Below are 25,445 nucleotides of genomic sequence, written 5' to 3' on the forward strand. Positions count from 1 at the left end.
GGTCGGTGCCTCCTCGAGAGGGGACGCCGGTGGCCGTCAGGCCATCTTCATCATGCTGTCCTTGAGCGCCATGCACGCTTCCATGCAGGCCTGGCACGACTGAGCGCACATCTTGCAGACCTCGCTCATGTCGGCGTGCGCCATGCATTCGTCCATGCACTGCTGGCACATCGCGATGCAGGCGTCCAGCATCGCCATCATGACCGGGGGCGTGGCGCCCTGCATCCGCAGCATCGTCCGCATCATGGTGTTGCACATGTCGGCGCAGTTCATGCACGCCGGCGAGCAGTCCATCATCTGAGTCGAGCACACCGTGCACGCCTGCTCGCAGGCCGAGCAGGCATCCATACACGCCTGCATGAGCTGCATGTCCATCGTGCTCATGCCGGCCTTGGACATGTCCTTGGACATCATGTCCATCATCATCGCGTCCACGTGATGATCCTTTCTTCGCGGTCCGGGCGACACCCCGTCGCCCCGAGTCGCACGCTACTCCTCGAGCCCTTCCGCGTCACGGGGTCGCGCGCACGCTCAGCACGAATTCACATGCCCGTCACAAGGAGACCGACTGGGAGGGTCACGGAGCTCCGCGGCGTAGCCTGGAGGCGATGCCTACGAACACGCAGACCCGCCACCCCCTTCGCCGCCGGCTCGCCGCACTGACCGCCGCCCTGCTGCTCACCGCGGGAGGCGTGCTCGTCGCCTCGCCCGCCAGTGCGCACGACGAGCTGGTCTCTACCGATCCCGCCGCCGATGCCACCCTCGATGCCCTTCCCGATCAGCTGACCCTCACCTTCAGCGGGGAACTGGCGACCGATCCGGGGGCGACCGAGCTGCAGGTGACGGATGCCGCCGGTGCGAACCTCGCCGACGGCGATCCGCTGGTCGAGGGAACTGAGGTGACGCAGGCGCTCGCGGGAGCGGCATCCGGAGTCGTCACGGTCCTGTGGAAGGTCGTCTCCAGCGACGGGCACCCGATCTCGGGCGAGTTCGCGTTCTCCGTGCCGACCGCGGCGACCCCCACCCCGACGGCCACGCCGACCGCGACTGCCAGTCCTTCGCCGAGCGAGACGCCGACGGTCGAGCCGACGCCGACTCCGACGGCCGATCCCGTGCCGGCCGACAGCGGCAACGCCGCCCTCCCCTGGATCATCGGCGGCCTGTTGCTGCTCGCGCTCATCGGCGGCGCCGTGGTCTATCTCCTCACCTCGCGCGCGCGCCGGATCCGCGACGAAGAGGCGCTCCGCGCCAGCGCCGCCGAGGCGGCCGCGGGCGGGTCCGCACCCCGTTCCGAGCCTCCCGCCGAACGATAGGCTTGAGCAATGCCTCACTATGACGTCGCCATCCTCGGCGCCGGCCCCGGCGGTTACGTCGCGGCCGTCCGATCGGCTCAGCTCGGCCTTTCCGTTGCGATCATCGAGGAGAAGTACTGGGGTGGTGTCTGCCTGAACGTCGGCTGCATCCCCTCGAAGGCGCTCCTGCGCAACGCCGACCTCGCGCACGTATTCCACCATCAGGCCGAGCAGTTCGGCATCTCGGGCGACGTCCACTTCGACTTCGGCGTCGCGTGGGACCGCAGCCGCAAGGTGGCGGACACGCACGTCAAGGGCATCCACTACCTGATGAAGAAGAACAAGGTCACCGAGTACGAGGGTCGCGGGTCGTTCGTCGACGCGAACACCATCGACGTCGTGAAGACCGACGGCTCGCACGAGCAGGTGACCTTCGACAACGCGATCATCTCGACCGGCTCGAAGGTGCGTCTCCTCCCAGGCGTCACGCTGAGCGAGAACGTCGTCACCTACGAGGAGCAGATCCTCACGCGCGACCTGCCGAAGTCCATCGTCATCGTGGGCGCCGGCGCCATCGGCATGGAGTTCGCCTTCGTGATGGTCAACTACGGCGTCAAGGTCACGATCATCGAGTTCCTCGACCGCGCGCTGCCGAACGAGGACGCCGACGTGTCCAAGGAGATCGCCCGCCAGTACAAGAAGTACGGCGTCGATATCCTGACGTCCACGAAGGTGGAGTCGGTCACCGATCACGGCGACCATGTCACCGTCACCTACACGCCCAACAGCGGCGGACAGACGCAGTCGATCGACACCGACAAGGTGCTGATGTCGATCGGGTTCGCCGCGAACGTCGAGGGTTTCGGGCTCGAGAACACCGGTGTCAAGCTCACCGATCGCGGCGCGATCGAGATCGACGACTACATGCGCACGAACGTGCCGCACCTGTACTCGATCGGCGATGTGACCGCGAAGCTGCAGTTGGCGCACGTCGCCGAAGCGCAAGGCGTCGTCGCCGCTGAGACCATCGGCAAGGCCGAGACCATGACCCTCGGCGATTACCGCATGATGCCGCGGGCCACGTTCTGCTCGCCGCAGGTCGCCTCGTTCGGCCTCACCGAACAGCAGGCGCGTGACGCGGGGTACGACGTGAAGGTCGCGAAGTTCCCGTTCTCGGCGAACGGCAAGGCGAACGGCCTGGGCGAGCCCGTCGGCTTCGTCAAGCTCATCGCCGACGGCGAGCACCTCGAGCTGCTCGGCGGACACCTCATCGGCCCGGACGTTTCGGAGCTCCTGCCCGAGCTGACGCTGGCGCAGAAGTGGGACCTCACCGCCCTCGAGGCCGCGCGCAACGTGCACACGCACCCGACGCTGTCCGAGGCTGTGCAGGAGGCCTTCCACGGCCTCGCCGGCCACATGATCAATCTGTAGCGCTCGCCGCGGCGCGCTCACTGGGCGCGAACCGTCGCCTCAGCCGGCGCATCCGACGGAATGCGCCCAGTGAGGCGGTTCCGCGCACAGCTGACAGCAGTCGCGCCCAGGTATAGCATTCGCGCATGGCGAGCTCGCCGCTGGCACGTCGGACCGTCGTCGGGGCGATCCTCGTTGCGACCGCCTTCTTGTCTGCGTGCACCTCGCCGCCTCAGAGCATCGCCCCCGCCAACCTGGACATCGTCTGCGAAGGTGAAGGGACGCCGACCGTAATCCTGATCCCGGGTCTGGACACCCCCGCCGACACGTTCGAATCCTTGCAGGCTCAGATCGCGACCGACACGCACGTCTGCAGCTACTCCCGTGCCGGCATTGGGACGAGCCCTCCCTGGCCCGAGGACCTTCCCGACCCTAGCGCGGGCACGGCGGCCGACCAGCTGCGCGCGACACTCGAAGCAAATGAGGTGTCCGGGCCCTTTGTTGTGCTCGGCTGGTCGTACGGCGGTCTTGTGACGCAGGCCTTCGCCGCCCGGCACCCCGACGCCGTAGCCGGGCTGATCTTCGAGGACAGCTCGATGATGGGCCAGTTCGAAAACGAGATCTTCGACCCGTCCAGCTTCGTGGAAGGCGGGCGGTCGGTCGACCTCGATGGGACCGCAGAGGAGATCGAGGGACTGAGCCTTGAGGGCCTGCCGGTCATCGTGCTGACGGAGGGAATCCCTCCGGAAGGGATCGATGGGGCAACGCTCGAGTGGTACACGCAGCTGCACGACGACCTGTCGGCGCTCTCGGACGACTCGTTGCACGTGATCGCGGTGGATGCCGGGCATGCGATCCACTGGGACTCGGAGGCACTCGTCGAGAAGGCGGTCGGCACGGTCGTCGATGCCGTCCGTTCCGGCGACGCGATGTCCGAGTGCGACGATACGGTCTGGGTCCCCTACGGGGGCGAGTGCCGGGTCGGGTGACCGCCGCTCAGTAGCCGAGAGCGCGGGCGAGTTTCGACGCGGATGCCGCAGCCCTGCCGCCGGCGGCGCGAACGGCTTCCTCCACCTCGGCGAAGAACGGGCGCGGGTCGGCCGAGGCGGCGGGACCGAGCTCGATCTCCCACTCGCGCCAGCGGCGGACCGCCCCCGTACGGATGTCGGTGGCCGTGACGCGGTCATCGACGAACTCGGCGACCAGTCCCCCGTCCTCTGCGCTCAGGGCGTAGGCGGTGCGGGTGTTCAGGATCCGGGCGATCGGCCGGAGGTCAGCATCCGTCACCGGCGAGACCGCGGCGCGCAACGCGTCCGGGACGGGCTCTTCGGGGTCGGGGCCGAGCGGCCAGTGCTGCTCGACGCGCCCCCCGCCGATGCGCGGGCCCTTGATGTGCCAGCCGGCATCCGGACCCCCGCTGCGGCGGCGGAGCGCGTAGCCCGCCGAGGCGAGCGAGAACTCGGCGGTGTCGTAGTACCGGGCATCGAGGTCGCGACGTTCGGCGACGCCGACCATCGCTACTCCGGGCAGCGCGGTGAAGTCCGGGAGCGGAGTGTCGTCGTCCGCGTCGAACTTGAGCTCGATCTCGACCGAGCGGGTCGATCCGTCCGACGCAGTGCCGGACGGATCTGTCGAGCTGTCGTCAGCGGCGGTCACGCGGGTTGTCGCTGTACGGGTCGATCTCGCCCTCGGACTCGACGAACCAGAACTCCGCCTCGGTCGGGCCGTCGTGCTCACCCGTGTTCTCGGGAGCGCCCTTGCGCTCGTAGACCACCTGGGTCTCGCTGTAGGGGACGATGAGTTTGTCGAGTTCGGGATCTTCCAGGGGCAGGAGCTGCCCGTCAAGGGGTCCGCCGTGCAGACGTGCGATAGCCATAGGGCGAGCCTAGTCCGACCCTCGGCGAAAGACCGGAGGCTTGACGCGCTACCCCGTGGGCCCCAGCACGAGCAGCGAACTCGTCGCCGTGGCGACGACCCGGCCGGCGGCATCCACCAGCTCACCCTCGGTGAAGATCACCCGCCGCCCCGGCTTCACGATCCGCCCGGTGGCGCGAAGCAGACCCGAGGCGTGCGTGATCGGCCGCAGGTAGCGCACGTTGAGGTCGATCGAGGTGTAGCCGACATCCGCCGGAAGCGTGCTGTGCCCGGCGCAGCCCAGCGCGGAGTCCAGCAGCGTGCAGGCAAGCCCGCCGTGCACCGCGCCGATCGGGTTGTAGTGGAACTCGGCCGGCTCGCACTCGAACACCGCCACGCCCTCGCGCACCTCGACGAGGGCGAAGCCCATGAGACTCGCGATCGGCGGCGGCGGGATCGCGCCGTCGATCATCGCCTGCAGCGCCTCGAGGCCGGTGCCGGCGCTGCGGGCCTGCGTCAGCGCCTCGGCGGGGTCGGACCAGTCGAAAGTGCGGGAACGGATGTCGGTCATGCTCCGATCCTCTCGCACTCTCCCCGGGCGAGCACTCGAAGCCGAGACCCTAGGCTTGAGCGGTGAAGCCGTTCGTCCTCCTCGCCACCCGGGCCGAAGACCTGCCCGCCGACGAGGAATACGCGCTGTTCCTGCGCTACAGCGGCCTGAGCGAAGAGCAGCTCATCCGTGTGCGCCTGGAGGCCGAGCCGATGCCGCGATTCGACCTCGACGCGCTCTCGGGCATCTTCGTCGGCGGCGGCCCGTTCAACGCGTCGGACCCCGCCGCGAAGAAATCGGCCGTCCAGAACCGGGTCGAAGCGGAGTTCTCCGCGCTGCTGGGCGAAGTGGTGCCGCGTGACTTCCCGTTCCTCGGCGCCTGTTACGGCGTGGGCACGGTGGGCTCCTACCTCGGCGCGACGATCGACCGCACCTTCACCGAGCCGATCAGCGTCGTGCCGGTGACGATGACGGATGCCGGAGCCTCCGACCCGCTCCTGAAGGATCTGCCGCCCACGTTCGAGGCGTTCGTCGGCCACAAGGAGGCGATCACGCAGCTGCCCGCATCCGCGGTCCTCCTCGCGTCCTCGCCCGGGTGCCCGGTGCAGATGTTCCGGGTCGGGCAGAACGTCTACGCGACGCAGTTCCACCCCGAGCTCGACGTCGAGGGCATCACCACGCGCATCCACGCCTACGCCGATCACGGATACTTCGCCGCGCACGAGCTCGAGGTCACCCTGGGCGCGGTGCGCCGTGCTCCGGTGTCGCACACGAGCCGCATCCTGAGCGCGTTCGTCGAGCGCTACGCGCGCTGACCCGTCGACCCGCCGGTGCCGCGGTGCGCAGAGCGGAGGAGATGCGCAATCCGGAGGTCCGAACCCGCGATCCGGTCCTCCGCTCTGCGCATCTCCTCCGGTTTCGGCCCGGAAGCCCGATCAGAACGAGGGCGGCGTGTGCCAGATGCGGTCGATGTAGTCGCGCATCGACCGGTCCGAGGAGAAGAAGCCCGTGCGGGCGACGTTCAGGATCGCGGCCCGGTTCCACGCGTCGGAGTCCGCGTACGCGGCATCCACCTTCGCCTGCTCGGCGATGTATGAGGAGTAATCGGCGAGCACCATGAACCGGTCGTCGTAGAGCAGGTTCGACACGATCGGCTCGAAGGTCGACCGGTCGCCCTGCGAGAACACCCCCGAGGCGATCAGGTCGAGCGCGCGGCGCAGGTTATCGTCGGCCTGGTAGAACTCCGCCGGCTTGTAGCCGCGCGCCCAGAGCTCCTCCACTTCGGGCTCGCTCATGCCGAACAGGAAGAAGTTCTCGTCGCCGACGAGCTCGCGGATCTCGACGTTCGCGCCGTCGTCCGTGCCGATCGTGAGCGCGCCGTTGAGGGCGAACTTCATGTTGCCGGTGCCCGAGGCCTCCTTGCCGGCGAGCGAGATCTGCTCCGACAGGTCGGCGGCGGGGATGACCCGCTCGGCGAGCGTGACGTTGTAGTTCGGCGGGAACAGCACCTTCAGGCGCCCCTCGACGCGCGGGTCGGCGTTGACGACCGAGCCCACGGCGTTGATCAGGTGGATGATGTGCTTGGCCATCGCGTAGCCCGGCGCCGCCTTCGCGCCGAAGATCGCGGTGCGGGGCTGCACGTCGGATGCCGCCACCCGGCCCGACACGATGCTCTCGTACTGCGTCACGATGTGCAGCACCTTGAGCATCTGCCGCTTGTACTCGTGCAGGCGCTTGACCATCACGTCGAGCATGTGCCCGTCGCTGACCTCGAAGCCGTCGCGCTCGCGGAGCACGTCGCTGAGGCGGCGCTTGTTGATCGCCTTGACCTCGGCGAAGCGCGCCCGGAACTCCGGGTCTTCGGCGTGGTTCTCCAGCTCCCGCAGGCGATCGAGGTCGGTGACCCAGCCCGAGCCGAGCGCATCGGTGATCAGCGACGACAGCGACGGGTTCGCCAGGCGCAGGAACCGCCGGGGCGTCACGCCGTTCGTGACGTTGGTGAACTTGCCGGGGAAGAACTCGTTGAAATCGGGCAGCACCTTGTCGCGCAGCAGTTGCGAGTGCAGCTCGGCGACGCCGTTGACCTTGGACCCTGCCACCGTGGCGAGGAATGCCATGCGGACGGAGCGCACCGGGTGCTCGCCGATGATGGACATCGCGCGGATCCGCAGCTCATCGTCGCCGAAGCGCTCGCGGACGGCATCCAGGAAGTCGTCGTTGATCCGGTAGATGATCTCGAGGTGGCGCGGCAGCAGGTGACCCAGCAGGTCGACCGGCCAGACCTCGAGCGCCTCGGGCAGGAGGGTGTGGCACGTGTAGGCGAAGCACTGCTGGGTGATCGCCCACGCGGCATCCCACTCCATGCCCTTCTCGTCCACGAGCACGCGCATGAGCTCGGGCACCGCGATCACCGGGTGCGTGTCGTTGAGCTGGAAGATGACCCGCTGCGGCAGCTGGGTCAGGTCGAAGTCCTTGGGCAGGGTGACATCGAGGAAGTCCTTGATGGATGCCGCCACGAAGAAGTACTGCTGCTGCAGGCGCAGCTCCTTGCCCTGCGGCGTGGAGTCCTCGGGGTAGAGCACCTTGGAGATGTTCTCGGCGTAGGTCTGCGCGCGGACGGCCTCGGCGTAGTCGCCTGAGTTGAACACCCGCAAGTCGAACGAGTTCGTCGCCTTGGCGCTCCAGAGCCGCAGGGTGTTGACGCGGCCGTTCTGGTAGCCGGGCACCATGTAGTTGTAGGGCACGGCCTGCACGCTCCACGCGGGAATCCAGCGCGAGCGCGTCACTCCCCCGTCGTCGTAGGTCTCGGTGTGGCCGCCGAACGAGATCGTCTGCGCGGCCTCGGGGTGCGGGAACTCCCACGGCGAGCCGTACGAGAGCCACGCGTCGGGCTGCTCGACCTGCTGCCCGTCGACGAAGGTCTGGCGGAAGATGCCGTACTCATATCGGATGCCGTACCCGGTGTTCGGCACACCCAGTGTCGCGAGCGAGTCGATGAAGCACGCCGCGAGGCGCCCGAGGCCGCCGTTGCCCAGGCCGGGCTCGACCTCCTGCTCGCGCAGCTCATCGAGACTGATGCCGCACGCGGCGAGCGCGTCGGCGGCGATCGTGGACAGACCGCTGGCGAGCAGGTTGTTGTCGAGCTGACGCCCGAGCAGGTACTCCGCCGACAGGTAGCAGACGCCCTTGGCCTGCACCTCGCGCTGGCGGCGGCCGTCTTCGAGCCATCGCGCCATCAGGTAGTCGCGCACCGTGTAGGCCAGGGCGTAGTAGCGGTCGGTCGGGCTCGAGGCCGACAGTGCGACGCCGCGGTTGAAGTTGAGGTTCTGCAGGAATTCGCGGACGAACCCGTCGACGGTGCTGGCTGGAGGGGCGACCGGGGCGAGCGCGAGGGGGTGCGTCGCGAGCGGGCGCGCGGACGCGGCGTCGTCGGACGAAGCGAGGGGGGTCTGGGGCATCCTACGAAACTACCTACCACCGGCCCATAACGTCGATTCTCGGGGGCGCTTGTGCGCGAGGTTTAACAAGGTCTTCACGTGTCCTGGGTGGTCGGTGCAGGGATGCCGCGCGCGGAGCGCCGGTGCTACGCTCACCGCAACGGCGCTGATCGTCGGGACCGGGGTGGGGTCATGGGGTCCAAGGGGTATGTCTTCGCGGGCGGCATCGTCGCCGTGGTCGCCGCCGGCGCGCTGCTCGTGCCGAGCCTGGCGTTCGGTCAGCCGATCGCCGCGGTGCTTCCCGGGGCTGTCGCGGTGCAGGATGCCGGTCAGGGTGAGCGTTCGGGGCCGGGCAACGGGCACGGCAACGCGTGGGGTCACCACAAGGACTCGCCGGACTTCCCGGGCAAGGGCAAGGGGCTCGACAAGAACCAGGACAAGGGCGACCCGGCCGGGAAGAACGGGCACGGCAACAAGCGCGGGCACGACAAGGATCACGGCGACCCGCACACCGACGACGACTAGGGTCGTCCGGCGAGCGCGTCGCGGGACCGCGGGCCGGTCCCCTTCGTTCGTCCGTCACCTCTGTACGGTCGCGGCGGTGTTTTCCGTGCACAGGTGACGGACGAACAAGGGGCGCTGGCGTTGGTCCGTCACCTCTGTACGGCCGCAGCGGCGTTCTCCGTACACAGGTGACGGACGAACGAGGGTGGCTGGGCGGCGTCGTGTGAGCGCGGCCAGTCCTCTTCGTCCATCCGTCACCTAAGTACGGTCGCGGCGGCGTTGACCGTGCACAAGTGACGGACGGAACGAGGGTGGGTGTGCGCGTCGCGTGAGCGGCCGGGTCTCTTCGTTCGTTCGTCACCTAAGTACGGTCGCGGCGGCGTTCTCCGTGCATAGGTGACGGACGAACCAGGGTGGCTGGGCAACGTCGCGGGACCCGCGGTCGGTCCTCTTCGTTCATCCGTCACCTGTGTACGATCACGGCGGCGTTCACCGTACATAGGCGACGGACGAACGAGGGGGCTGGGGCTACTGAGGTCGCCCGACGAGGGCGTAGGCCACGGGTGCGCTCGTCAGCGGCGGTTCGGTGAACGGCAGATCGAAGTCGACGAAGACGGTCGCTCCGGCCAGCTCCCGACCGCGATCGGTGTCGAGTCCCGGCTTCATGGCGCCGAACGTGACCGTGACCGAGGCCGGCAGCACCACGTCGTCGGCGGTCGTGCCTTCGTCGGGATGAAGCCCGCTGGGCAGGTCAACCGCGATCACCCGCGGTCGTCCGAACCGCACGTGCGGCAGCAGAGCCGTCACGACGTTCCGCGCATCGCCGCGGAGGGCCGCGTTCATCGTGGCGCCGATGCCGAGGATGCCGTCGAGGATGATGTCGTACCGGGCCGCCCTCGCGATGACGTCCGCGAGTTCGATTCGCTCGGCGCCCGCAGCGAGCGCGGTCGCGAGGGCTTGGGCGTGCGCCTCGCCCGCGGTGCAGAAGACGTCGATATGGAGGTCGTCGGCCGGTGGCTCGGCGGAAGCCGCGCGCTGCGGCATCCACTGCAGCAGGGCGGCCGCGGCGAACAGGGCGTCTCCCCCGTTGTCGCCCTTGCCTGCCAGCACGAGGACGCGCCCGATGAGCGGGGCCCCGCCCTGCCCGGGGAACTGCGGATAGCCCTCAGCCTCAGAGGCGCCCGGCTCGACCAGTTCGTCGGCCGTCACCATCGCCAGTGCCCGCGCCGCCCACAGCATGAGCGGCTTCCCCTCCTCGAGCAACGGCTTCTCGGCCGCGCGGACCTGCGCGGACGTGAACACCGGAACCCACTCGCTCATGCGCCGACGCGCTCCTTCTCCTCCTCGGCGCGGGCCGTGCGCAACTCGTCGGTTGCGAGCCGCACACCCTCCTCAGCGCGCTTGACCCGCCGCTGCGCGAAGGTCGACGCGCCGAAGCGGGCCCGCACGCGATCCTGCTCCTCGTCGACGCTCGTGATGATGTAGGCGCCTGCGATCAGGATCACCTGCGCAGACAGGTTGAACCACAGCAGCAGGGCGATGAGGGAGGCGAAAGAGGCCAGAAGCGGGTTGGATGCCGCTCCCCCGACGAACAGGCTCGACAGCTGCTGCAGCACGGTGAGGCCGACCGCTCCGTACAGGGCGCCAGGCACCAGCGCGCGCCACGACGCCTTGACCCCGGAGAGCGTGCGGAACAGCACCGCAATGGCGGCGGCATCCAGGACGAAGACGAGCAGGAGGGAGACCCCGCGCGTGCCGATCACCGAGAGCGGGTTGCCTTCGGAGAGGCCGAGGAAGTCGCTGAGCGCGCCGATGCCGGCGTTGGCGAAGAAGGTGATGGCCGCCGAGGCCGCGAACGCCGCGCCGATGCCGATCGCGATGATGAGGTTGCGCACGAGCACCCAGATCCAGAAGACGTCGTCGGTGACTTTGTCGGCCAGCATCCGGAATGCAGCGCGAAGGGATCCGATCGCGCCGATCGCCGCGCCCACCAGACCGACGATCGACAGGACGGTGGTGATCGAGAGCCCGAGCGGGATGGCGATCGCGGACGGGTCGATGAGGCCTTCCTCGCCCAGCAGACCGGGGATGGCGGAGTTGACCGCCGCGATCAGCGACTGCAGCAGCTCGGGGTTCCCCGCCAGTACGAGGCCGGCGATCGAGAAGCCCAGCAGAACGCCCGCGAAGACGCTGAACAGGGCGCGGTAGGTGACGCTGTCGGCCAGCATCGGCCCGCGGCGCTCGCTGTAGAGCAGGAACGCGCGCACCGGTTTGCGTTCGAGGGCCCAGGCGATGATGCGCGCAATGAGGTCAGCCATGGTTTCGAGGCTATCCGGCAGGTGCACCGGGCTCGGGGTCTTGACCACAACGCTGCCCCGTGCTCGTAGGATGAGCCTGGGGATTGGGGAATTCACATGCGTGGACTCGCACAGACGCTTGTACTCACCGGGGCGGTTCGCGCGGCGGAGATGTCGGCCGCGATCGCCGAAGTGGGCGAAGGGCCGGAACTCGAGCAGCTGCTCGTTCGCTCGAAGATGGTGTCAGAGATTCAGGTCGCGCAGGCGATTGCGCTCCACACCGGGCACCGTTATGTGGATCTCTCGACGCTGCCGCTCGACCCGAGCGTGGTTGCTCTCGTGCCCAGCAACCTGTGCCGCCGGTTTCAGCTGATTCCGATCGATCGGCGCGGAGAACGCCTGACTGTCGGCATTGTTGACCCGACGGATATCGTCGCGCTTGACGACGTCGCGAGCGTCACTGACCTTTTCGTCGAACCCGTTGTCGTCGCCCAGGACGCGCTGGCTCAGATGTTCGAGCGCTTCCTGCGCTCCGATGAGGAACTCAGCGAGCTGTCGTCGACGATCGAGGAGTCGGCCGAGTCGAGCTCAGCCTCGATGACGGAGAACCTCGAGGAGCAGGACAACGACGCGCCCATCGTGCGTTTCGTGAACCTGCTCATCGCCCAGGCGATCAACGACCGCGCGAGCGACATCCACGTCGAGCCCGGAGAGCGGCAGTTGACTGTCCGGTTCAGAATCGACGGCGTGCTGCACGAGATGCAGAAGGCGGACCGTGCCATTCAGGACGGCATCATCTCGCGCCTGAAAATCATGTCATCGATCGACATCGCCGAGAAGCGCAAGCCCCAGGACGGCCGCCTGTCGGTCACTCACGAGGGTCGACCTGTCGACCTTCGTGTGGCCACACTGCCCACGGTGTGGGGCGAGAAGATCGTCATGCGAATTCTCGACAACACAGGTCAGGTCATGACCATGCGCGACCTGCTGTTCTCTCCGACGAACGAACAGCGTTTCCGTGATGCGATCAGCAAGCCGCATGGAATGATTCTCGCCACGGGACCCACGGGTTCGGGCAAATCGACGAGCCTCTACACGGCGTTGCGGGCTATCGCCAATCCGAAGATCAACGTCATCACCGTTGAGGATCCGGTCGAATACCGTATCGGCGGTATCAATCAGGTGCAGGTGAATAATCGCGCCGGCCTCACCTTCGCGACCGCGCTGCGCTCGATTCTTCGCTCCGACCCTGACGTCGTGCTGGTCGGTGAGATCCGAGACTTCGAGACGGCGAACATCTCCATCGAGGCGTCTCTGACAGGCCACCTCGTGCTCTCCACCCTGCACACAAACGATGCGCCGAGTGCTCTCACCCGCCTCACCGAGCTCGGCTGCGAGCCGTTCCTCGTCGCTACCGGTCTCACGGCGGTTATAGCTCAACGCCTGGCCCGTCGGCTCTGCATGAAGTGCCGAGAGGAGGCCGTCGAACCTACGGAGGTACTGACAGCACTCGGGTTCGCCCACGACCCGTTCGATCTGCCGCAGATCTTCAAGGCCGTGGGCTGCGCCGCCTGCTCGAACACGGGATATCGCGGCCGAGTCGCCTTGCACGAGATCATGACGATGAGCGACGAGTTGGAGACGCTTGTTGTCACGCGGTCGACCGGAAACGAGATCCGCGCGACGGCGCTCGCACAGGGCATGGTGTCGCTGCGCGACGACGGATGGTCCAAGGTCTCGCAGGGTCTGACGACGATCGAGGAAGTTCTTCGGGTCTCGGCGTGACGTCGACCACCCCTACTGGTTGGCGATCTCTCCGTACAGGGTGAAGATCGGCAGGTAGAGCGAAATCACCATGCCCCCGATGATGATGCCCAGGCCGACGATGAGCACCGGCTCGATCGTGGCCGAGAGCTGCTCTGTGGCCGTCTCGACCTCGTCCTCGTAGAACTCGGCGATGCTCTTGAGCATGTCGACGAGCGTGCCGGATTCCTCGCCGACCGAAACCATCTGCGCCACCATCGCCGGAAACACTGCGGACTTGGCGAGGGGTCCCGAGAAGGAACGTCCCTGACGGATCGATTCCTGGATGTCGCGCACAGCGCCCTCGATCTTCCAGTTGTTCGATGCTTGGCCGACGATCGAGAGCGCCTGGATGATCGGCACGCCCGCGGCGAGCATCATCGACAGGTTGCGGCTGAACCGGGCAACCGCGATCTTCGTCGCGAGCTTGCCGAAGATCGGAAGCTTCAGCTTGAGCGGATCGACGACTCGCCGCACCTGCTCGGTGTGCTTGTTGGCGCGCCACCAGATGACGGCAACGATCACCACAACGGCGATGATCGGCAGGACCCACCACATGTTCTTCGAGAGGGTGACGAGGATCTGGGTGGGCAGGGGCAACGAGGATCCCAGACTCGTGAACATGTTCTCGAAGACCGGCACGACGAAGGTGACCATGACCAGCACGCCGATAACGGCGATGATGAGCACGATGATCGGATACGTCACCGCGGCGCGAATTTTGTTCTGAAGCTCCGCCTCGCGCTGGTAGTTCTCGGCTATCGAAGAGAGCGCGGCGCCGAGGAATCCACCGGTCTCGCCAACGCGAATGATGCTCAGCATCAGAGGCGGGAACGTCTGCGGGTGTCGAGCCATCGCGCCGGAAAGCGACGAGCCGCTTTCGACATCGGCTTGCACCTGCACGAGCGCGGGCTGCAGCTTCTTGTCGTCGGTTTGCTCGATGAGGATGGCAAGAGTCCGCATCAGAGGTAGACCGGCATTGATGAGACCTGCCATCTGTCGCGAGAAGACGGCCAGAGAACGCGCCTTCACGTGCTTGGTGCCACCTGGCAGTTTGATGTCGCGGTTGAGTCCCGTCTTGGACTTGAGGTGCACTTCGAGAGGCGTCAAGCCCTGCGCCTTGAGCTTGCTGGTGACGGCCGACTCCGTGGGCGCCTCGATGACACCCTTGAGCACTCCGCCGCCCCGCGGGTCTACGGCCCGGTACTGGAATTCCTGCAGAACTGCCATGACTAGCCTTCCGATCCCGTGCCCACGGGCGTCCCGAAGCGCGATCCCATACCCAGCCCGGTCCCGACTTTCGTGTCTGCTACCGCTCGGTTGCCCGGCACCGGTTGATGCCACTCACCGGCGTGATGCGACCACGCCTCGGCGTCGAAGTCCTGCGCGCGCACACGAACATCGTCGAGGTTGCGTGGATCCACAGCGAACGACCGCGCAACGTTCGGCGCGATTGTTCCCTCCTCGACCAGCCGGCGCAGATCCTGATCGAGTGTGTGCATTCCGACCGAAGAGCCCGCCTGCATCGCGGAGTAGAGCTGCGCGATCTGACCTTCGCGGATCATGTTCGCGACGGCAGGAGTGTTCACCAGCACCTCGGTGGCGATCGTCCGGCCGTTGGTCTGGGCAAGGGGCATAAGCGTCTGGCTGATGACACCTTGAAGGGTGTCACCCAGCTGCGTTCGAATTTGCTGCTGCTGGTCGGCGGGAAAAACGTCGACGATGCGGTTGATGCTCTTCGATGCCCCCTGCGTGTGAAGGGTCGACAGCACCAGGTGGCCTGTCTCGGCTGCCGAAAGAGCAGCGTGGATGGACTCCGGGTCACGCAGCTCGCCGATGAGGATCACGTCCGGGTCCTGTCGGAGCACGCGGCGAAGGGCCTCGGCAAAGGATCCGGTGTCGGTGCCGACCTCGCGCTGGTGGACCAGGGCTCGCTTGCTCTCGTGATGGAATTCGATTGGATCTTCAATAGTGATGACGTGAACGGGAAGCAACTCGTTGATGATGTCGACCATCGCGGTCAGCGTCGTCGATTTACCCGAACCGGTGGGGCCGGTGAGCAGCACGAGCCCGCGTGGGAGCAGCGCCAGGTCGCGCGCGATCGGCGGCGCCCCTAATTCCTCGAGGGAGTACACGCGGTCGGGGATGAAGCGAAGTGCGACAGCAATGGACCCCAGCTGGCGGAACACGTTGACTCGAAAGCGACCGATGTCGTCCGCGGCGTGAGCGAGGTCGACCTCTCCACGCTCCTGGAACTCCTGGATCTGTGACTCCGTCATGAGCCCGAATGCGGCGTGCTCCACCCATTGCTCAGAGAGCGCTTCGGGATAACCGTCGATCGGCACGAGGTCACCGTCCACCCGCTGCAACGCCGGGAACCCCGACGTGAGGTGGATATCGGAAGCGCGGCTTCGTGCCCCTTGAAGGAGAAGCGCGTGAAAATCGATTCCAGTCACTGTCGTCATCCTCACTCGTCGACGAAGGTGAGCGCGGAGACCTGCAGGGCGACGCCGCCCTCGCCGTTATCGGAAGCGGTGGCCGTGATGCTGCTCAGCAGTCGCGGGCCTGCTCGCAGTGCATCGAGAAAGGCGGTGGCTTGGTCCATGGTCGGCGCAGTGACGGTGATCGCGAAGTCGACCTGCTGACGGCCTGCGGCGGGGGCGACAGGCGGGATTGCGTCGTCCGGCACGCCGGCCTCCGGAGCCTCTGAGGCGTCAGGTGCCGGTGTCGCCACTGCCGGCGGTGCTTCGACGCCATCCTCCTCCACGCCAGTGCGCACGACGAATGCGGTGGTTTCGCCTGCGGTGATACTGAGGATCGACGCACCGGAAGCTTCCGCCGCCCGACCGATGACTTCGAAAACGTCATCGAGCTGACCGGAAGCGGGGATCTGTGCACGCAGACCAGCGACTTCGCCGTTGATCGCGTCGAGATTCTCTTCCTGATCGCCCAAGGTGTCCACTTGCGACTGGTAGAGAGCATTGGTCGACTGGACAGTCTGCGTTTGCGCATCGACCGCGACGGACTGGAGCCAGATCGGCAGAGCGACCAGGAAAAAGCCCAGCGCTATGACGCCGATCGAGACGACGACCCCGATGAGTGTGATCAGTCCCTTGGACATCAGTTCTCACCTTCCGCGGCAGCCGCAAACGCGCCCGAGTAAATGGATTGGTCGAAGACGACGTTCAGAAGGTAGGCATAGCGACCAGAGTCGACCTGGCTCGAGGTCACGGATTGTCCGTCTGCGAACAGGACACCCTCGACTCCGCGCAACGACCGGATGAGACCCACAATATCGAGCGGCGTCGGACTGTCGAAGCTGACGGTGCCCACGAGACCCTGCTCTGCCGTCGGGTCATCGGATTGGGGAGCGCCGCCCACCGCGAAGTCGTAACCTGTCAGTCGCGTTTGACCGGGGAGGACGCCCGTCACCTTCGCGATCACGGGAGCCCAGACGAGATCAGCGGCCATGGACTCGCTGCGGAAGGCGGTGAGCTCCGCCTGGGCAGCCAGCGCCTCGCTGACCTCCGAAAGCGAGGCGATCTCGAGCAGGAGTTGATTGCTCTGCGCCTGCTCCGCCGCAAGCCTCTGGTCGGCACTCCACTTGAGGTAGAACGCTGCGGCAATGATGAGGACGGCGACGATGATCGCTCCGAGAACGCCCCACACCCACGCCCGCGTCAGCTTGTCCCGCTCGCGGCGCGCGACTTCCGATCGGGGCATGAGGTTGACGCGAGGGAAACCCCCCAGCGCCGACACCGCGACTGCGGCCATCAGCGACCTCCTCCCGTAGCGATTCCTACCGTGCCAACCAGGTTCAGCCCGAACTCTCCTCCGGGCGAGGCTGCGCTCATCCCGATGACATCTTCTACGTTCACCACGCGCAACGGGGTGTCGACAGCAGCCGCAAGGGCAGGCAACATTCCCTCGATCGCGATGCCGGCACCCGTGACGAACACCTGCGACAAGGCCGTCGCGTTAGGTCGGCTGGCGAAGAACGCCAGCGTGCTACGTAGCCGCGCGGCGAGGTCCGACACTCCCGGCGACGCCGAAGATCGCATTGCACCGCGGGGTCGAGTGCTGGCCGCTGAGGCGTACTCCAGCGACGGAGCCTGGGCGAATTCGTCTGCGACGGCGTGCCGCTGGGTTGCCGTGGTGGGCACATCGACCGGAAGCAGCCGGACGAACTGAGGGATGCCACCACGGGAGACCACCACCTGTGTCGTGTGGTCGCCGATGTTGACGCTCGCTACCGTTTCGTCCGCGTTCGCGAGCGGCGCCGTGACCCGCCCTAAGCCGAAAGCCGCGAGGTCGACAGCGCGTGCCCTGAGCTTGACCCGCGACAACGTAGCGATGATCTGTTCGACATTCTCGGCGACCGCGGCGACCAGCAGACCCGAGACCTGGCCATCGTGCTCGGCCAGCGGATAGAAGTCCAGCACAGCTTGACTGGCCGGTACCGGCAAGAGATCCTGCACCTGATACGGCAGCGCGTCGCGAAGCAAGTCAGCACGCATGACCTGGGTCGTGTATTCGCGCACGAGGATGCGGCGGCTTGCGAGACCGAGCACGACATCCTTGCTCTTGAAGCGCGCTCCAGTCCACAACTGGCGCAGCGCCACCGCCACCGCCCCCTGGTCGATCACCTCGGAGTCTTTCGCCGACTCGGGCGGCAACGGCACCTCGCCGTAGGCGACCAGCTGCGGCTTGCGACCGAGTGAGACCTCCGCTGCGCGCACGCTCTCTTCGGTCACCTCGAGCCCCACGATCGTCTTTGCCATTCGCTGTCCTCTTCCTCAACCCGCTGTGATCAGATTCACGTACCAACGGCCGACGGCGTCGCCCGCGAAAACACCCGTCCATGCGCCCAGGATCATCCATGGTCCGAAGGGGATGGCAGTCTTGCGTCCGGCTCGACGTCCAATCAACAGTGCGATGCCGAACACGCCGCCGTAGAAGAACGCAGCGAACGCGCCGACTGCCAAGGCGCCCCATCCGACCCAGCCCAAGTACAGGCCGACGACACCCGCCAATTTCACGTCGCCACCTCCCATGCCGCCGGGACGCACCAAGCGCAGTGCCAAGTAGAAGCCGTACATCGCCGCCATTCCGATGGCAGCACGAAGAAGCGCAGTCCATTCGTCACCGAGAATGGCAGCCGCCGTAAGTAGGGCGCCAGCGACGAGGTAGCTGGGCAGCACGATGTTGTTCGGCAGGCGGTGAGTATCTAGGTCGATGAGGGTCAGCACAATGCTGATGGACGCGAAGTATAGGAACGCGACGATTATTAGGCCGAGCGACCAGGCGTCGGCCGACGTTGCGCGAGAGATGTCGGATGTCGCCAGGAGCCACCACGTCACCACTCCGAACCCCGCGCCGGTTAGCGCCTCGACGACCGGATAACGCCCTGAGATCGGCGACGAGCATGACGCGCATCTGCCGCGAAGCGCCACCCAGGACACGACCGGCACGTTCTGCCAGGGTTTCACCGTGGCATCGCAGTGTGGGCACCGACTCTCCCGCAGGAGCGAGATGTGCGCGGGCACGCGGTAAGCGACGACGTTCAAGAACGAGCCGATTACCAAGCCCAAGACGGCGGAAACTGCTACAACTAAGGCGACCAGGTACTCCATCCGCTACCGCTCGGTCTGATAGACCAGAAGGTCCAACGACACAACGTCCTTCGACGTGTCAAGAGCTCCGCCTTCACCCTTGACACCACAACTGAGGTTTCCAAAAGCGGGCAGCCAACCCATCGGTGTGCAAGTGAATGAAGAAAGCACCAAGTGGTTGCCGGAGTTGGCGGTGTAGAGCTGTCCGCTGAACGCCACCGAAAGATTGCCGTTCAGCCCGCAGGGGCTGTAGATCATGGACCGCGGGCCGACGGACGCAGATATTTTTAGACCGTCCTGACCCTCGGCGCAGGCAGTGGGAGCACCGTCGCCGCTGTTGCTGTCCGCGTGCACGAACAGCAGCTCAGGATCGCCCGAGGCTTTCGAGATCGGAGTGGTTATCTGCAGGTCCATCTGCTTGTTGGCAGGGACGTAGAAGACGGCGTCACGAGCCACCGATATGGCCGCACCCTCCAGATGAACGTTCACGGTCTTCTTGCTGGGCGTGAGGCATGCGGACATGTCGAACAGTGCCCGACCCGCACTGGCGTTTGCGAGCTGGGTGCGAATGACCGCGGGGTCGCAGGTCGTATACGTGGTGGTGCTCGGCGTGGATGAAGGGGAACCCCAAACTCCGGGTGACGTGATCTCCAACCACTTGGTGACATCGAAGACCGCAGTCAGCGTGGGGGCGAATACGGGAGCGGGCGCACCTTGAATCGGCACGATGGCCGTTTCTGGTGGACCGGGGTGAACCCATTTGTCACCGACGGTAGCGGTCGTCCGCGCTATCACGTCACCGACGACGGTGCCCTTGGTGCTACCTGTGTTGCTGAGAGTCACCTTCGCGCCCGACTGAATCTTGCCTCCAACGGTGACACCATTGGAGGTCATATTGACGTCGCCGCCCGCGATGAGGTCCCCGCCGATTTTGATGCCACTGCTCGATCCGTCGACCGTGCCGAATACATAGACACTCCCCGTGATGGTGCAGTCCGTGCTGAGGATGACGCTTGCCTTCACAACCCAGAGATCACCGTCGATCACGCTGGAGTTGTTGCACGTATAAGGCGCTGTACCACGGATCACCAGATCGCCCTCATAGGTCGACTTCGTCGCCTTGAACTCTCCATCGAAGTAGGCCATGGTTCCCGCAGGCTGCTCAATGTGCGTGACACGCCAGGGGTACACGGAGTCAATTCTCGCCGTAGAACCATTGGGGGCAGTGCCTGTCGACTGTACGACTACGAACTTGGATGCGACTGTCGGACATGTATCCGAAAGGCCAGCAGTCTCCCAGGTGAGAGGTCGCGTCGTATTGACGGTGGAACGAATTTGATACGTGTACATGGGGTCGGTGCCGGTTCCGCTGAGCAGACCCGAATTGCAGACGAGATCGCCTGACGCGTTAATCGCGCCTGAGAGCGAAGCGAGAGCAGCATCCCTCCCAGACTCTGCGGAGATGAAGGCCTGAGTGCGATCCGTGTTTCCGACATTCGATCTGATGGTGAACAGCACCGATGCAGCAATCACTGTCGAGACAACGAAGCCGACAAGCATGACCACGACGACGGTGACGAGAACGGCACCGTCGTCGTCCCTCCTGCGCAGCAACCGGTGGGTCACCAGCATGATGGACTCCCGCTCTCTACCCATCGGAGGGAGGCTTCGCCGCGGAACTGCACGGGAGCAGACTCTGTCTCGATGTCGAATGTGTACGTCAATGTCTCGCCAGTGGCAACGAAGAAGCTGGTTGAGCCGGACTGTCCGACGAGAGCTTGCCATCCGCGATCTGCATCCTCCGCAAGCCAAGTCCCCCATGGCGCGGAAGGCAATCCGCTCTCAGCAGTCTTTAGTTGAGCGACTTCCTCGTCGAGCCGAAACGCCTGACACTTGAGCTGTCCGTTGAGAGTCGTCTCGATCATGAGGACAGTTCCTCCCGCAGAAACATCGAAATAGAGGCCGTTGCGCATAGCCTTCTCTACTGCGGAACTCACTAGTTGGCCGCGGTTTGTCGCCTCGCTCGTCGAAATCACGTCGCTCTGCGTGAGCCACGCTCCAATGAGAATGGAACTCACGCCCATCAATACGACGGTGGAGACGAGGATTCCGACGATCAGTTCAATCAGAGTCACCCCGGAATCATCCCGAGTTCCCCCGGAATCATCCTCCACTTTCACTTCCATGACCGTAGCGATCATCCGCTCGCAAACACTTTCGCTGTGATGGTCGCCACCGCAGCGCCCGACATATCGGTTGCCGTCATCTGTATCGGAACCAAAGTCTTGGAAGCGCAGGTGAAAGGTGCTGTCGTGATCTCGAAGTCGTATGGGTTCCCAGCTACTACGCCGCCATCACGAAACTTCTTGGACGTTGCAACACCGCCCAATGTCGCACACGAAGGGTCTTCACGCATCTGCTCAACTAACGCATTTAGCTGGCGGGTGGCTGTTGCAACGACGGACTGCTTCGAGGAGAGCTCGACACCCTGCCAAAGTGGAGGAATGAGCGCGATCGCAATGATCCCGAGAATGAGCATGGCGATAACAACCTCAACGAGGCTGAACCCCTGATTTTCATCCATGACCGAACCTACCGTCACAATCTCCAGCGGAGAATGGCCCGGGACCCGCTTGGCAGGGTCCCGGGCCATGTCTTCTATTTATCCTGCTGGTACTGCCGAGCAGGCGGGCCCAGACGTCTGCGGGTCGATGTCCCAAGCGGCGTTCTCCGCGCTCGCGCAGATGGCGTCAATGGTTGTGACAGTCTCGTCCACGAGGGAAACTTCGATGCCGTCCTGACCTGCCGTAGCGGCGGCTGTAACCGCATCATCCGCAGTTCCACCCTCCTGCGCAAGCGCGGCGGCAGCGGCAGTTGCGCCGCTTGCGGCTGCTGCCTTCAGCGCGTTCGTCTGAGCCTGTAGCTGAATGTTCGCGAATAGCGGGATCGCGATTGCTACCAGGATGCCCAGGATCACGACGACGATGATGAGCTCGATGAGCGAGAAGCCCTCTTCGCCTGTCTCTTCGAGCTTCTGACGCTTCTTGGCGTCGATGTAGTTCTTCACGAAAGTGTGCATGTGCGTGCAACTCCAATTGGATGTGTTGTTGATGGTCAGCTCTGCAGTGACCAGCCATGGGCCAGTTGCGGCAACACCCAGCAGCGCGTTCCCAGATCCCCCAGAGCGGGTCGATGACGCACGCGCGCACGTACCTCGTTCCGCCATCCCCAGAAATGGAACGAGTCGCTTCACCATGGATCCCTGGCGAACTCCCCAAAAGCCGCTACGGGATCCACGCAGGCGTGAATCTTCTCCCAATCACCAAGCATGAGATTTCTCTCATCCTCTGTCAACGGAGTTTAGCTCAGGCTTCGCACAGTTTGGGCCCAAGGCCGCAGGGGTCAAACAGCTGAATCACCCGTCCAGCACTTCAAGTCGCACGTACACCGGCCCGCCGTCGACGAGGGACTCGGCATCCCGAACCTTCTTCTTCAGCGGCAGCACATAGACACCGTCGGAGCCGGGGAAGATCGACGTCGTCCAGTCGGACCCACCCACTCGAGCCCGCACGCGAACCGATCCGAACCCGCGCTGGGGCCGGGGGATCTCACGGATATCCGCGCTCAACTCGGGCGGAACGGCGGTGAAGAACCAAGCGGCGTCCTCGCGGGCCTCCCACCGAAAGATCTCGCCGTCGAACGCGACGATCACGAGGCCGCCCGGATGTCGTCGAGGATCTCGTTCAGCTCGTCAGCATGCTTCGCGACTTCGCTGGGATCGGCAGCGATAGCCGCACCGAGCGCCGTCAGTCTTGCCTGCAAAGCAGCGCGGTCGGCTTCGGGGATGTCCAACGACGACAGGCCGGCCGTCACCTCAGCGATCCGCGACGTGAGCTCTTGAACTGTCGCATCGCCCGCCACCGACTTGGCCCACGGAATCAGATCGATGAGGTCGCTCACCGGGTTCGGGATTGGAGCTGGCGCCGGCATCGCACATCCGCTCAGCGTCGCGGCTAGTAGGAGCGGAGCAACCAAGAGGCGCCACTTGTTCATGCCGGCGAGCCTAGCCCCCGCCGGCGACCATGCCAGCCCCGACGACTCGCGCCGTGAACACCACGATCGTGCCGACGATGAGCAGCGATGACACGACCAGGGCGAAGACGGGCTCGCGCATCTTGGTCGGGCGCTGCACCGATGCGACGACGGCGATCACGGCCAGGATGAACGCGACAAGCAGTATGGCGCCATTGACGAGGTTGACGATGCCGACGAGCGCGGGGTCGGCGCCCGTGACGAACCAGAAAACGGCCACCCCGCCGAGCAGGCTGATGAGAATCAGAATCAGCGACGCCCTCGCCGGACCGTTCTTCTGCGGGATCGCCAGATAAGTCGCCCGCGTCGACGCGACATGCGTTCCGGGCGGTGGCCGATAGGTGACCGGCGCCAGCGGTGGACGGTACTCCCCCATCCGCGGTGTGCGGTCCATGATCTGGTCGGGAAAAGCCTCGGCAAGGCGGCTTGCGGCGGGGCGCTCGGGCGGCGCTCCTGGGGCGATGGCGGGCGGTGTCGCCGGTTGCGGCTCCACGGTCGCGGACGCCACCGCCACCGGCGGTGGGGATGCGGCATCCGTTCGTCGCTCGGTGCTTTCTGCGGCCGCCCTGCGCTGGGCGCGCGTCGAGGGTGGTGCGGCCGTCTCTGGCGCGCTCGGCTCGATCACCGGTACTGCGTCGGTCTGGCCTTGATAGTGATCGGTCCAGGCGGCGCCGTTCCACCAGCGCAGGCGCGCGCGGGTCGGCGAGTCGGCATACCATCCTGGCGGCGGCGCCACCGGCGGCGTGCTGTCAGCCATCATCTCCCCCAAAGAGACACTGCCGGCAGTCGTGTCGCCCCCACGAGACGTCCTGCGGTTCGCCAACCATAGCGCCGTGGCGACTGGATGCGATATTCCGCCGTCACACGACGACCCGCAGGAGTCGGGCTCACTCGGCGAAACGCGTCTACTTCTTGAAACTCACATCGAAGGTATGCACCGTGTCGTCGGACAACGTCAGTTCGAATCGGCCTGTCTTGAGCGACAGGGTCTTCGCGGTCTTCCAGACGTAGGTGTAGACGCTGGTGGAGGCGTCATAGCTCAGACCGCTGCCGCCGGCCGTCGTCGCCGGAATCAGCTCGCCCTCCGGCGTCAGGTCTGTGCCCTCGACGATGAAGCGAGCAGAGGTCACCACATCGAGGCCCTGATCGCCGTTCAGCGAGAACTTGACCGGAATGGCCTGACCTGGCTTGGCGAGGTTCTCGGCATTCATGGAGACCGGGCTGAAGAAGCCCGTGAAGTCGAACTCGTCGAGGTAACCGAGAGCGAAAGGCGAGAAGCTCGTCGTAAAGCCGCAGACAACGTCGTCTCCGTAGGTGGAGGTGATGTCGTCCCACGCGTCGAGCGCCACATCGTAGTGAAACAACCGAGGCTCGTCGTACACCGCCGAGTCGTACGTGAGACAGACCTTTGCTTCACCCTGAAGCGTCACCGTTGAATTGATGTGGACGTAGAGCGGCGAATCCAGCGCGAGCTTGAACCCGGTCGGCAGCGGACCCACCGCGCTGGACACCACTGTCGTCTGACCTGCTGACGAACCCTGGGCGAAGGTGAGCAGCGCGTTGAGCCCGAAACCGTCGAGGTCGAGCAGATCGAAGGATGCGGCCACCGCCCCGCTCGTCGCCGCAGGCGTCTGCCACAGCGCTTCAGGAGGCGTCGGCTTGATGACGAAGTCGTCCCACGTACCGGCCGGCCAGTAGCGCTCACCGCGCACCCCGGCGACCATCTGGTACGACGTATCCTCGCGGAGCCCCAACGGGAGGACGAACACCCCGCTCAGCAACCCGTTCGAATCGACGGTCCGGGTACCCACCTTGATTGCACCCGCCGGGAGCGCTCCGCCCATGACCTGGAATAACGCGTAGTTGTAGTCCTCGATGACCCACAGCTCCAGTTGCTCGTTCGGGGGAAGCCCGGACGCTGTCACTGTGCCGGCAAGACCGGAATAGAGGTCCGGGGTCTCGACTCCGGCAACGCTCAGGCGGGTCCCCATCGCGGCTGACAGGTTCGCGATATCGAGGTTCCCATCGTCGAGGTTCGCGGCCACGAAACGACCCGGCGTGGTCACCGATGCGAGGGACGTCGCGGTGGGGTCGGCCTCGGCATCTTGGGGGTCGGGAGTGAGCTGGAAGACCGTAATCGTGTGACCTGACCACGACGGCATCCCTGCATCCCACGTGCCGAGGCCCGCGGATGACTGGTGCGGACCAAGCTCGAGCACGAAGTTCCCCAGGATGCCGCTTTCGTCGGCGAGCTCGTCGAATGCACCCCAGGCTTCAGCAGTCCACAGATGGTCGACCTGCCCCTGGATGGTGAAGTCCGTGCCAAAGCCGAACAGCCGTATCTCATCTGAGTCGTTCCGGATCACCGGGCGGTACGCGATCATCGGATCGAGCAGTTCCTCGCGGTTGAAGGGCGACGTGGTCGACGACGCGCTCTGGAACTCGACCGACACTTCCCCCGTGACCACAGGGAATCCGGGCATCGTCTGCCAGTCGGGGGAATCTTCGGCGAAGGCCGGGCCGGCGGTGAGGCCGGCGATGATCAGCACGCCAGCGAGTGCTCCTGACGCGATCCGCCGTGAGTTCGACATCGA

At 65.6% G+C, this 25,445-nt stretch carries 27 protein-coding genes; 6 read left to right on the forward strand and 21 right to left on the reverse strand.

The annotated features are described in order from the left end of the window. Nucleotides 1–36 precede the first annotated feature (36 nt). On the reverse strand, nucleotides 37–426 hold the full coding sequence (locus tag RWQ91_RS03475) for a hypothetical protein (protein WP_314502930.1): 390 nt from the start codon (nucleotides 424–426) through the stop codon (nucleotides 37–39). 182 nt (nucleotides 427–608) lie between these two features. Here RWQ91_RS03475 and RWQ91_RS03480 point away from each other — a divergent pair, with 182 nt between their 5' ends. The 3 genes from RWQ91_RS03480 (at nucleotide 609) to RWQ91_RS03490 (ending at nucleotide 3,691) form a co-directional block, all read left to right on the forward strand. Further along, nucleotides 609–1,313, forward strand: a complete 705-nt coding sequence (locus tag RWQ91_RS03480; protein ID WP_314502629.1) for a copper resistance protein CopC — start codon at nucleotides 609–611, stop codon at nucleotides 1,311–1,313. Between the two features lie 9 nt (nucleotides 1,314–1,322). Then, the gene (lpdA, locus tag RWQ91_RS03485) at nucleotides 1,323–2,723 is read left to right on the forward strand and encodes a dihydrolipoyl dehydrogenase (RefSeq protein ID WP_314502630.1); all 1,401 of its coding nucleotides are present in this window, start codon (nucleotides 1,323–1,325) and stop codon (nucleotides 2,721–2,723) included. Nucleotides 2,724–2,848: 125 nt separating this feature from the next. Next, entirely contained in the window at nucleotides 2,849–3,691 is an 843-nt protein-coding gene (locus RWQ91_RS03490) for an alpha/beta hydrolase (protein ID WP_314502631.1), read from the forward strand. Between the two features lie 7 nt (nucleotides 3,692–3,698). Here RWQ91_RS03490 and RWQ91_RS03495 read toward each other — a convergent pair whose 3' ends face one another. From RWQ91_RS03495 to RWQ91_RS03505, 3 genes are read right to left on the reverse strand one after another with little or no spacing between them, the layout of a single operon-like run. Continuing rightward, a complete protein-coding gene (locus RWQ91_RS03495; protein WP_314502632.1) occupies nucleotides 3,699–4,358 on the reverse strand; it encodes a CYTH domain-containing protein in 660 nt (219 codons plus the stop codon). After that, the gene (locus RWQ91_RS03500) at nucleotides 4,345–4,578 is read right to left on the reverse strand and encodes a response regulator (RefSeq protein WP_314502633.1); all 234 of its coding nucleotides are present in this window, start codon (nucleotides 4,576–4,578) and stop codon (nucleotides 4,345–4,347) included. The genes RWQ91_RS03495 and RWQ91_RS03500 overlap by 14 nt, the downstream gene beginning before the upstream one ends. A 48-nt stretch (nucleotides 4,579–4,626) precedes the next feature. Then, nucleotides 4,627–5,127 carry a PaaI family thioesterase gene (locus tag RWQ91_RS03505; RefSeq protein WP_314502634.1) on the reverse strand — a complete coding sequence of 167 codons (501 nt, stop codon included), beginning with the start codon at nucleotides 5,125–5,127 and terminating at the stop codon, nucleotides 4,627–4,629. Nucleotides 5,128–5,189: 62 nt separating this feature from the next. On the opposite strand from RWQ91_RS03505, the gene RWQ91_RS03510 reads away from it, so the two are divergent. Continuing rightward, on the forward strand, nucleotides 5,190–5,921 hold the full coding sequence (locus RWQ91_RS03510; RefSeq protein ID WP_314502635.1) for a glutamine amidotransferase: 732 nt from the start codon (nucleotides 5,190–5,192) through the stop codon (nucleotides 5,919–5,921). 120 nt (nucleotides 5,922–6,041) lie between these two features. Here the strand turns inward: RWQ91_RS03510 and RWQ91_RS03515 are convergent, their stop codons facing one another. Then, nucleotides 6,042–8,564 (reverse strand): glycogen/starch/alpha-glucan phosphorylase, encoded by a 2,523-nt coding sequence (locus RWQ91_RS03515; RefSeq protein ID WP_314502636.1) that lies wholly within the window; start codon nucleotides 8,562–8,564, stop codon nucleotides 6,042–6,044. Nucleotides 8,565–8,735: 171 nt separating this feature from the next. On the opposite strand from RWQ91_RS03515, the gene RWQ91_RS03520 reads away from it, so the two are divergent. Further along, a complete protein-coding gene (locus RWQ91_RS03520) occupies nucleotides 8,736–9,068 on the forward strand; it encodes a hypothetical protein (protein ID WP_314502637.1) in 333 nt (110 codons plus the stop codon). A 507-nt stretch (nucleotides 9,069–9,575) separates the two neighbouring features. Here RWQ91_RS03520 and RWQ91_RS03525 read toward each other — a convergent pair. Both RWQ91_RS03525 and RWQ91_RS03530 read right to left on the reverse strand, forming a co-directional pair. Then, the gene (locus RWQ91_RS03525; RefSeq protein ID WP_314502638.1) at nucleotides 9,576–10,367 is read right to left on the reverse strand and encodes an NAD(P)H-hydrate epimerase; all 792 of its coding nucleotides are present in this window, start codon (nucleotides 10,365–10,367) and stop codon (nucleotides 9,576–9,578) included. Next, entirely contained in the window at nucleotides 10,364–11,365 is a 1,002-nt protein-coding gene (locus RWQ91_RS03530) for a YihY/virulence factor BrkB family protein (RefSeq protein WP_314502639.1), read from the reverse strand. Before RWQ91_RS03530 ends, RWQ91_RS03525 begins: the two co-directional genes overlap by 4 nt. 96 nt (nucleotides 11,366–11,461) lie before the next feature. On the opposite strand from RWQ91_RS03530, the gene RWQ91_RS03535 reads away from it, so the two are divergent. Further along, nucleotides 11,462–13,129 (forward strand): ATPase, T2SS/T4P/T4SS family, encoded by a 1,668-nt coding sequence (locus RWQ91_RS03535; protein ID WP_314502640.1) that lies wholly within the window; start codon nucleotides 11,462–11,464, stop codon nucleotides 13,127–13,129. Nucleotides 13,130–13,141: 12 nt separating this feature from the next. Here RWQ91_RS03535 and RWQ91_RS03540 read toward each other — a convergent pair whose 3' ends face one another. The 14 genes from RWQ91_RS03540 to RWQ91_RS03605 all read right to left on the reverse strand — a co-directional run bounded on the left by RWQ91_RS03540 (nucleotide 13,142) and on the right by RWQ91_RS03605 (nucleotide 25,400). Beyond that, nucleotides 13,142–14,491 (reverse strand): type II secretion system F family protein, encoded by a 1,350-nt coding sequence (locus tag RWQ91_RS03540; protein WP_314502641.1) that lies wholly within the window; start codon nucleotides 14,489–14,491, stop codon nucleotides 13,142–13,144. After that, nucleotides 14,380–15,603 carry a type IV pilus twitching motility protein PilT gene (locus RWQ91_RS03545; RefSeq protein WP_314502642.1) on the reverse strand — a complete coding sequence of 408 codons (1,224 nt, stop codon included), beginning with the start codon at nucleotides 15,601–15,603 and terminating at the stop codon, nucleotides 14,380–14,382. Before RWQ91_RS03545 ends, RWQ91_RS03540 begins: the two co-directional genes overlap by 112 nt. Before the next feature lie 11 nt (nucleotides 15,604–15,614). Further along, a complete protein-coding gene (locus tag RWQ91_RS03550) occupies nucleotides 15,615–16,268 on the reverse strand; it encodes a hypothetical protein (protein WP_314502643.1) in 654 nt (217 codons plus the stop codon). Next, nucleotides 16,268–16,921: a hypothetical protein gene (locus RWQ91_RS03555; RefSeq protein WP_314502644.1), complete on the reverse strand. Its 654-nt coding sequence runs from the start codon at nucleotides 16,919–16,921 to the stop codon at nucleotides 16,268–16,270. The genes RWQ91_RS03550 and RWQ91_RS03555 overlap by 1 nt, the downstream gene beginning before the upstream one ends. Further along, nucleotides 16,921–17,928 carry a pilus assembly protein PilM gene (gene pilM, locus RWQ91_RS03560; protein WP_314502645.1) on the reverse strand — a complete coding sequence of 336 codons (1,008 nt, stop codon included), beginning with the start codon at nucleotides 17,926–17,928 and terminating at the stop codon, nucleotides 16,921–16,923. Before pilM ends, RWQ91_RS03555 begins: the two co-directional genes overlap by 1 nt. Before the next feature lie 15 nt (nucleotides 17,929–17,943). Then, nucleotides 17,944–18,780 (reverse strand): A24 family peptidase, encoded by an 837-nt coding sequence (locus tag RWQ91_RS03565; RefSeq protein ID WP_314502646.1) that lies wholly within the window; start codon nucleotides 18,778–18,780, stop codon nucleotides 17,944–17,946. Between the two features lie 3 nt (nucleotides 18,781–18,783). Next, nucleotides 18,784–20,415 (reverse strand): hypothetical protein, encoded by a 1,632-nt coding sequence (locus RWQ91_RS03570; protein ID WP_314502647.1) that lies wholly within the window; start codon nucleotides 20,413–20,415, stop codon nucleotides 18,784–18,786. Next, the gene (locus tag RWQ91_RS03575) at nucleotides 20,382–20,960 is read right to left on the reverse strand and encodes a prepilin-type N-terminal cleavage/methylation domain-containing protein (RefSeq protein WP_314502648.1); all 579 of its coding nucleotides are present in this window, start codon (nucleotides 20,958–20,960) and stop codon (nucleotides 20,382–20,384) included. The genes RWQ91_RS03570 and RWQ91_RS03575 overlap by 34 nt, the downstream gene beginning before the upstream one ends. After that, entirely contained in the window at nucleotides 20,957–21,343 is a 387-nt protein-coding gene (locus RWQ91_RS03580; RefSeq protein WP_314502649.1) for a prepilin-type N-terminal cleavage/methylation domain-containing protein, read from the reverse strand. Before RWQ91_RS03580 ends, RWQ91_RS03575 begins: the two co-directional genes overlap by 4 nt. Nucleotides 21,344–21,421: 78 nt before the next feature. Further along, nucleotides 21,422–21,826 carry a prepilin-type N-terminal cleavage/methylation domain-containing protein gene (locus tag RWQ91_RS03585; RefSeq protein ID WP_314502650.1) on the reverse strand — a complete coding sequence of 135 codons (405 nt, stop codon included), beginning with the start codon at nucleotides 21,824–21,826 and terminating at the stop codon, nucleotides 21,422–21,424. Between the two features lie 348 nt (nucleotides 21,827–22,174). Continuing rightward, nucleotides 22,175–22,471, reverse strand: a complete 297-nt coding sequence (locus RWQ91_RS03590; protein WP_314502651.1) for a DUF1905 domain-containing protein — start codon at nucleotides 22,469–22,471, stop codon at nucleotides 22,175–22,177. Next, a complete protein-coding gene (locus RWQ91_RS03595; RefSeq protein WP_314502652.1) occupies nucleotides 22,468–22,719 on the reverse strand; it encodes a hypothetical protein in 252 nt (83 codons plus the stop codon). The genes RWQ91_RS03590 and RWQ91_RS03595 overlap by 4 nt, the downstream gene beginning before the upstream one ends. A gap of 103 nt (nucleotides 22,720–22,822) precedes the next feature. Continuing rightward, entirely contained in the window at nucleotides 22,823–23,608 is a 786-nt protein-coding gene (locus tag RWQ91_RS03600; protein WP_314502653.1) for a DUF2510 domain-containing protein, read from the reverse strand. A gap of 148 nt (nucleotides 23,609–23,756) precedes the next feature. Continuing rightward, a complete protein-coding gene (locus RWQ91_RS03605) occupies nucleotides 23,757–25,400 on the reverse strand; it encodes a PxKF domain-containing protein (protein ID WP_314502654.1) in 1,644 nt (547 codons plus the stop codon). Nucleotides 25,401–25,445 lie beyond the last annotated feature (45 nt).

Source organism: uncultured Microbacterium sp., assembly GCF_963524805.1.
GTDB lineage: Bacteria > Actinomycetota > Actinomycetes > Actinomycetales > Microbacteriaceae > Microbacterium.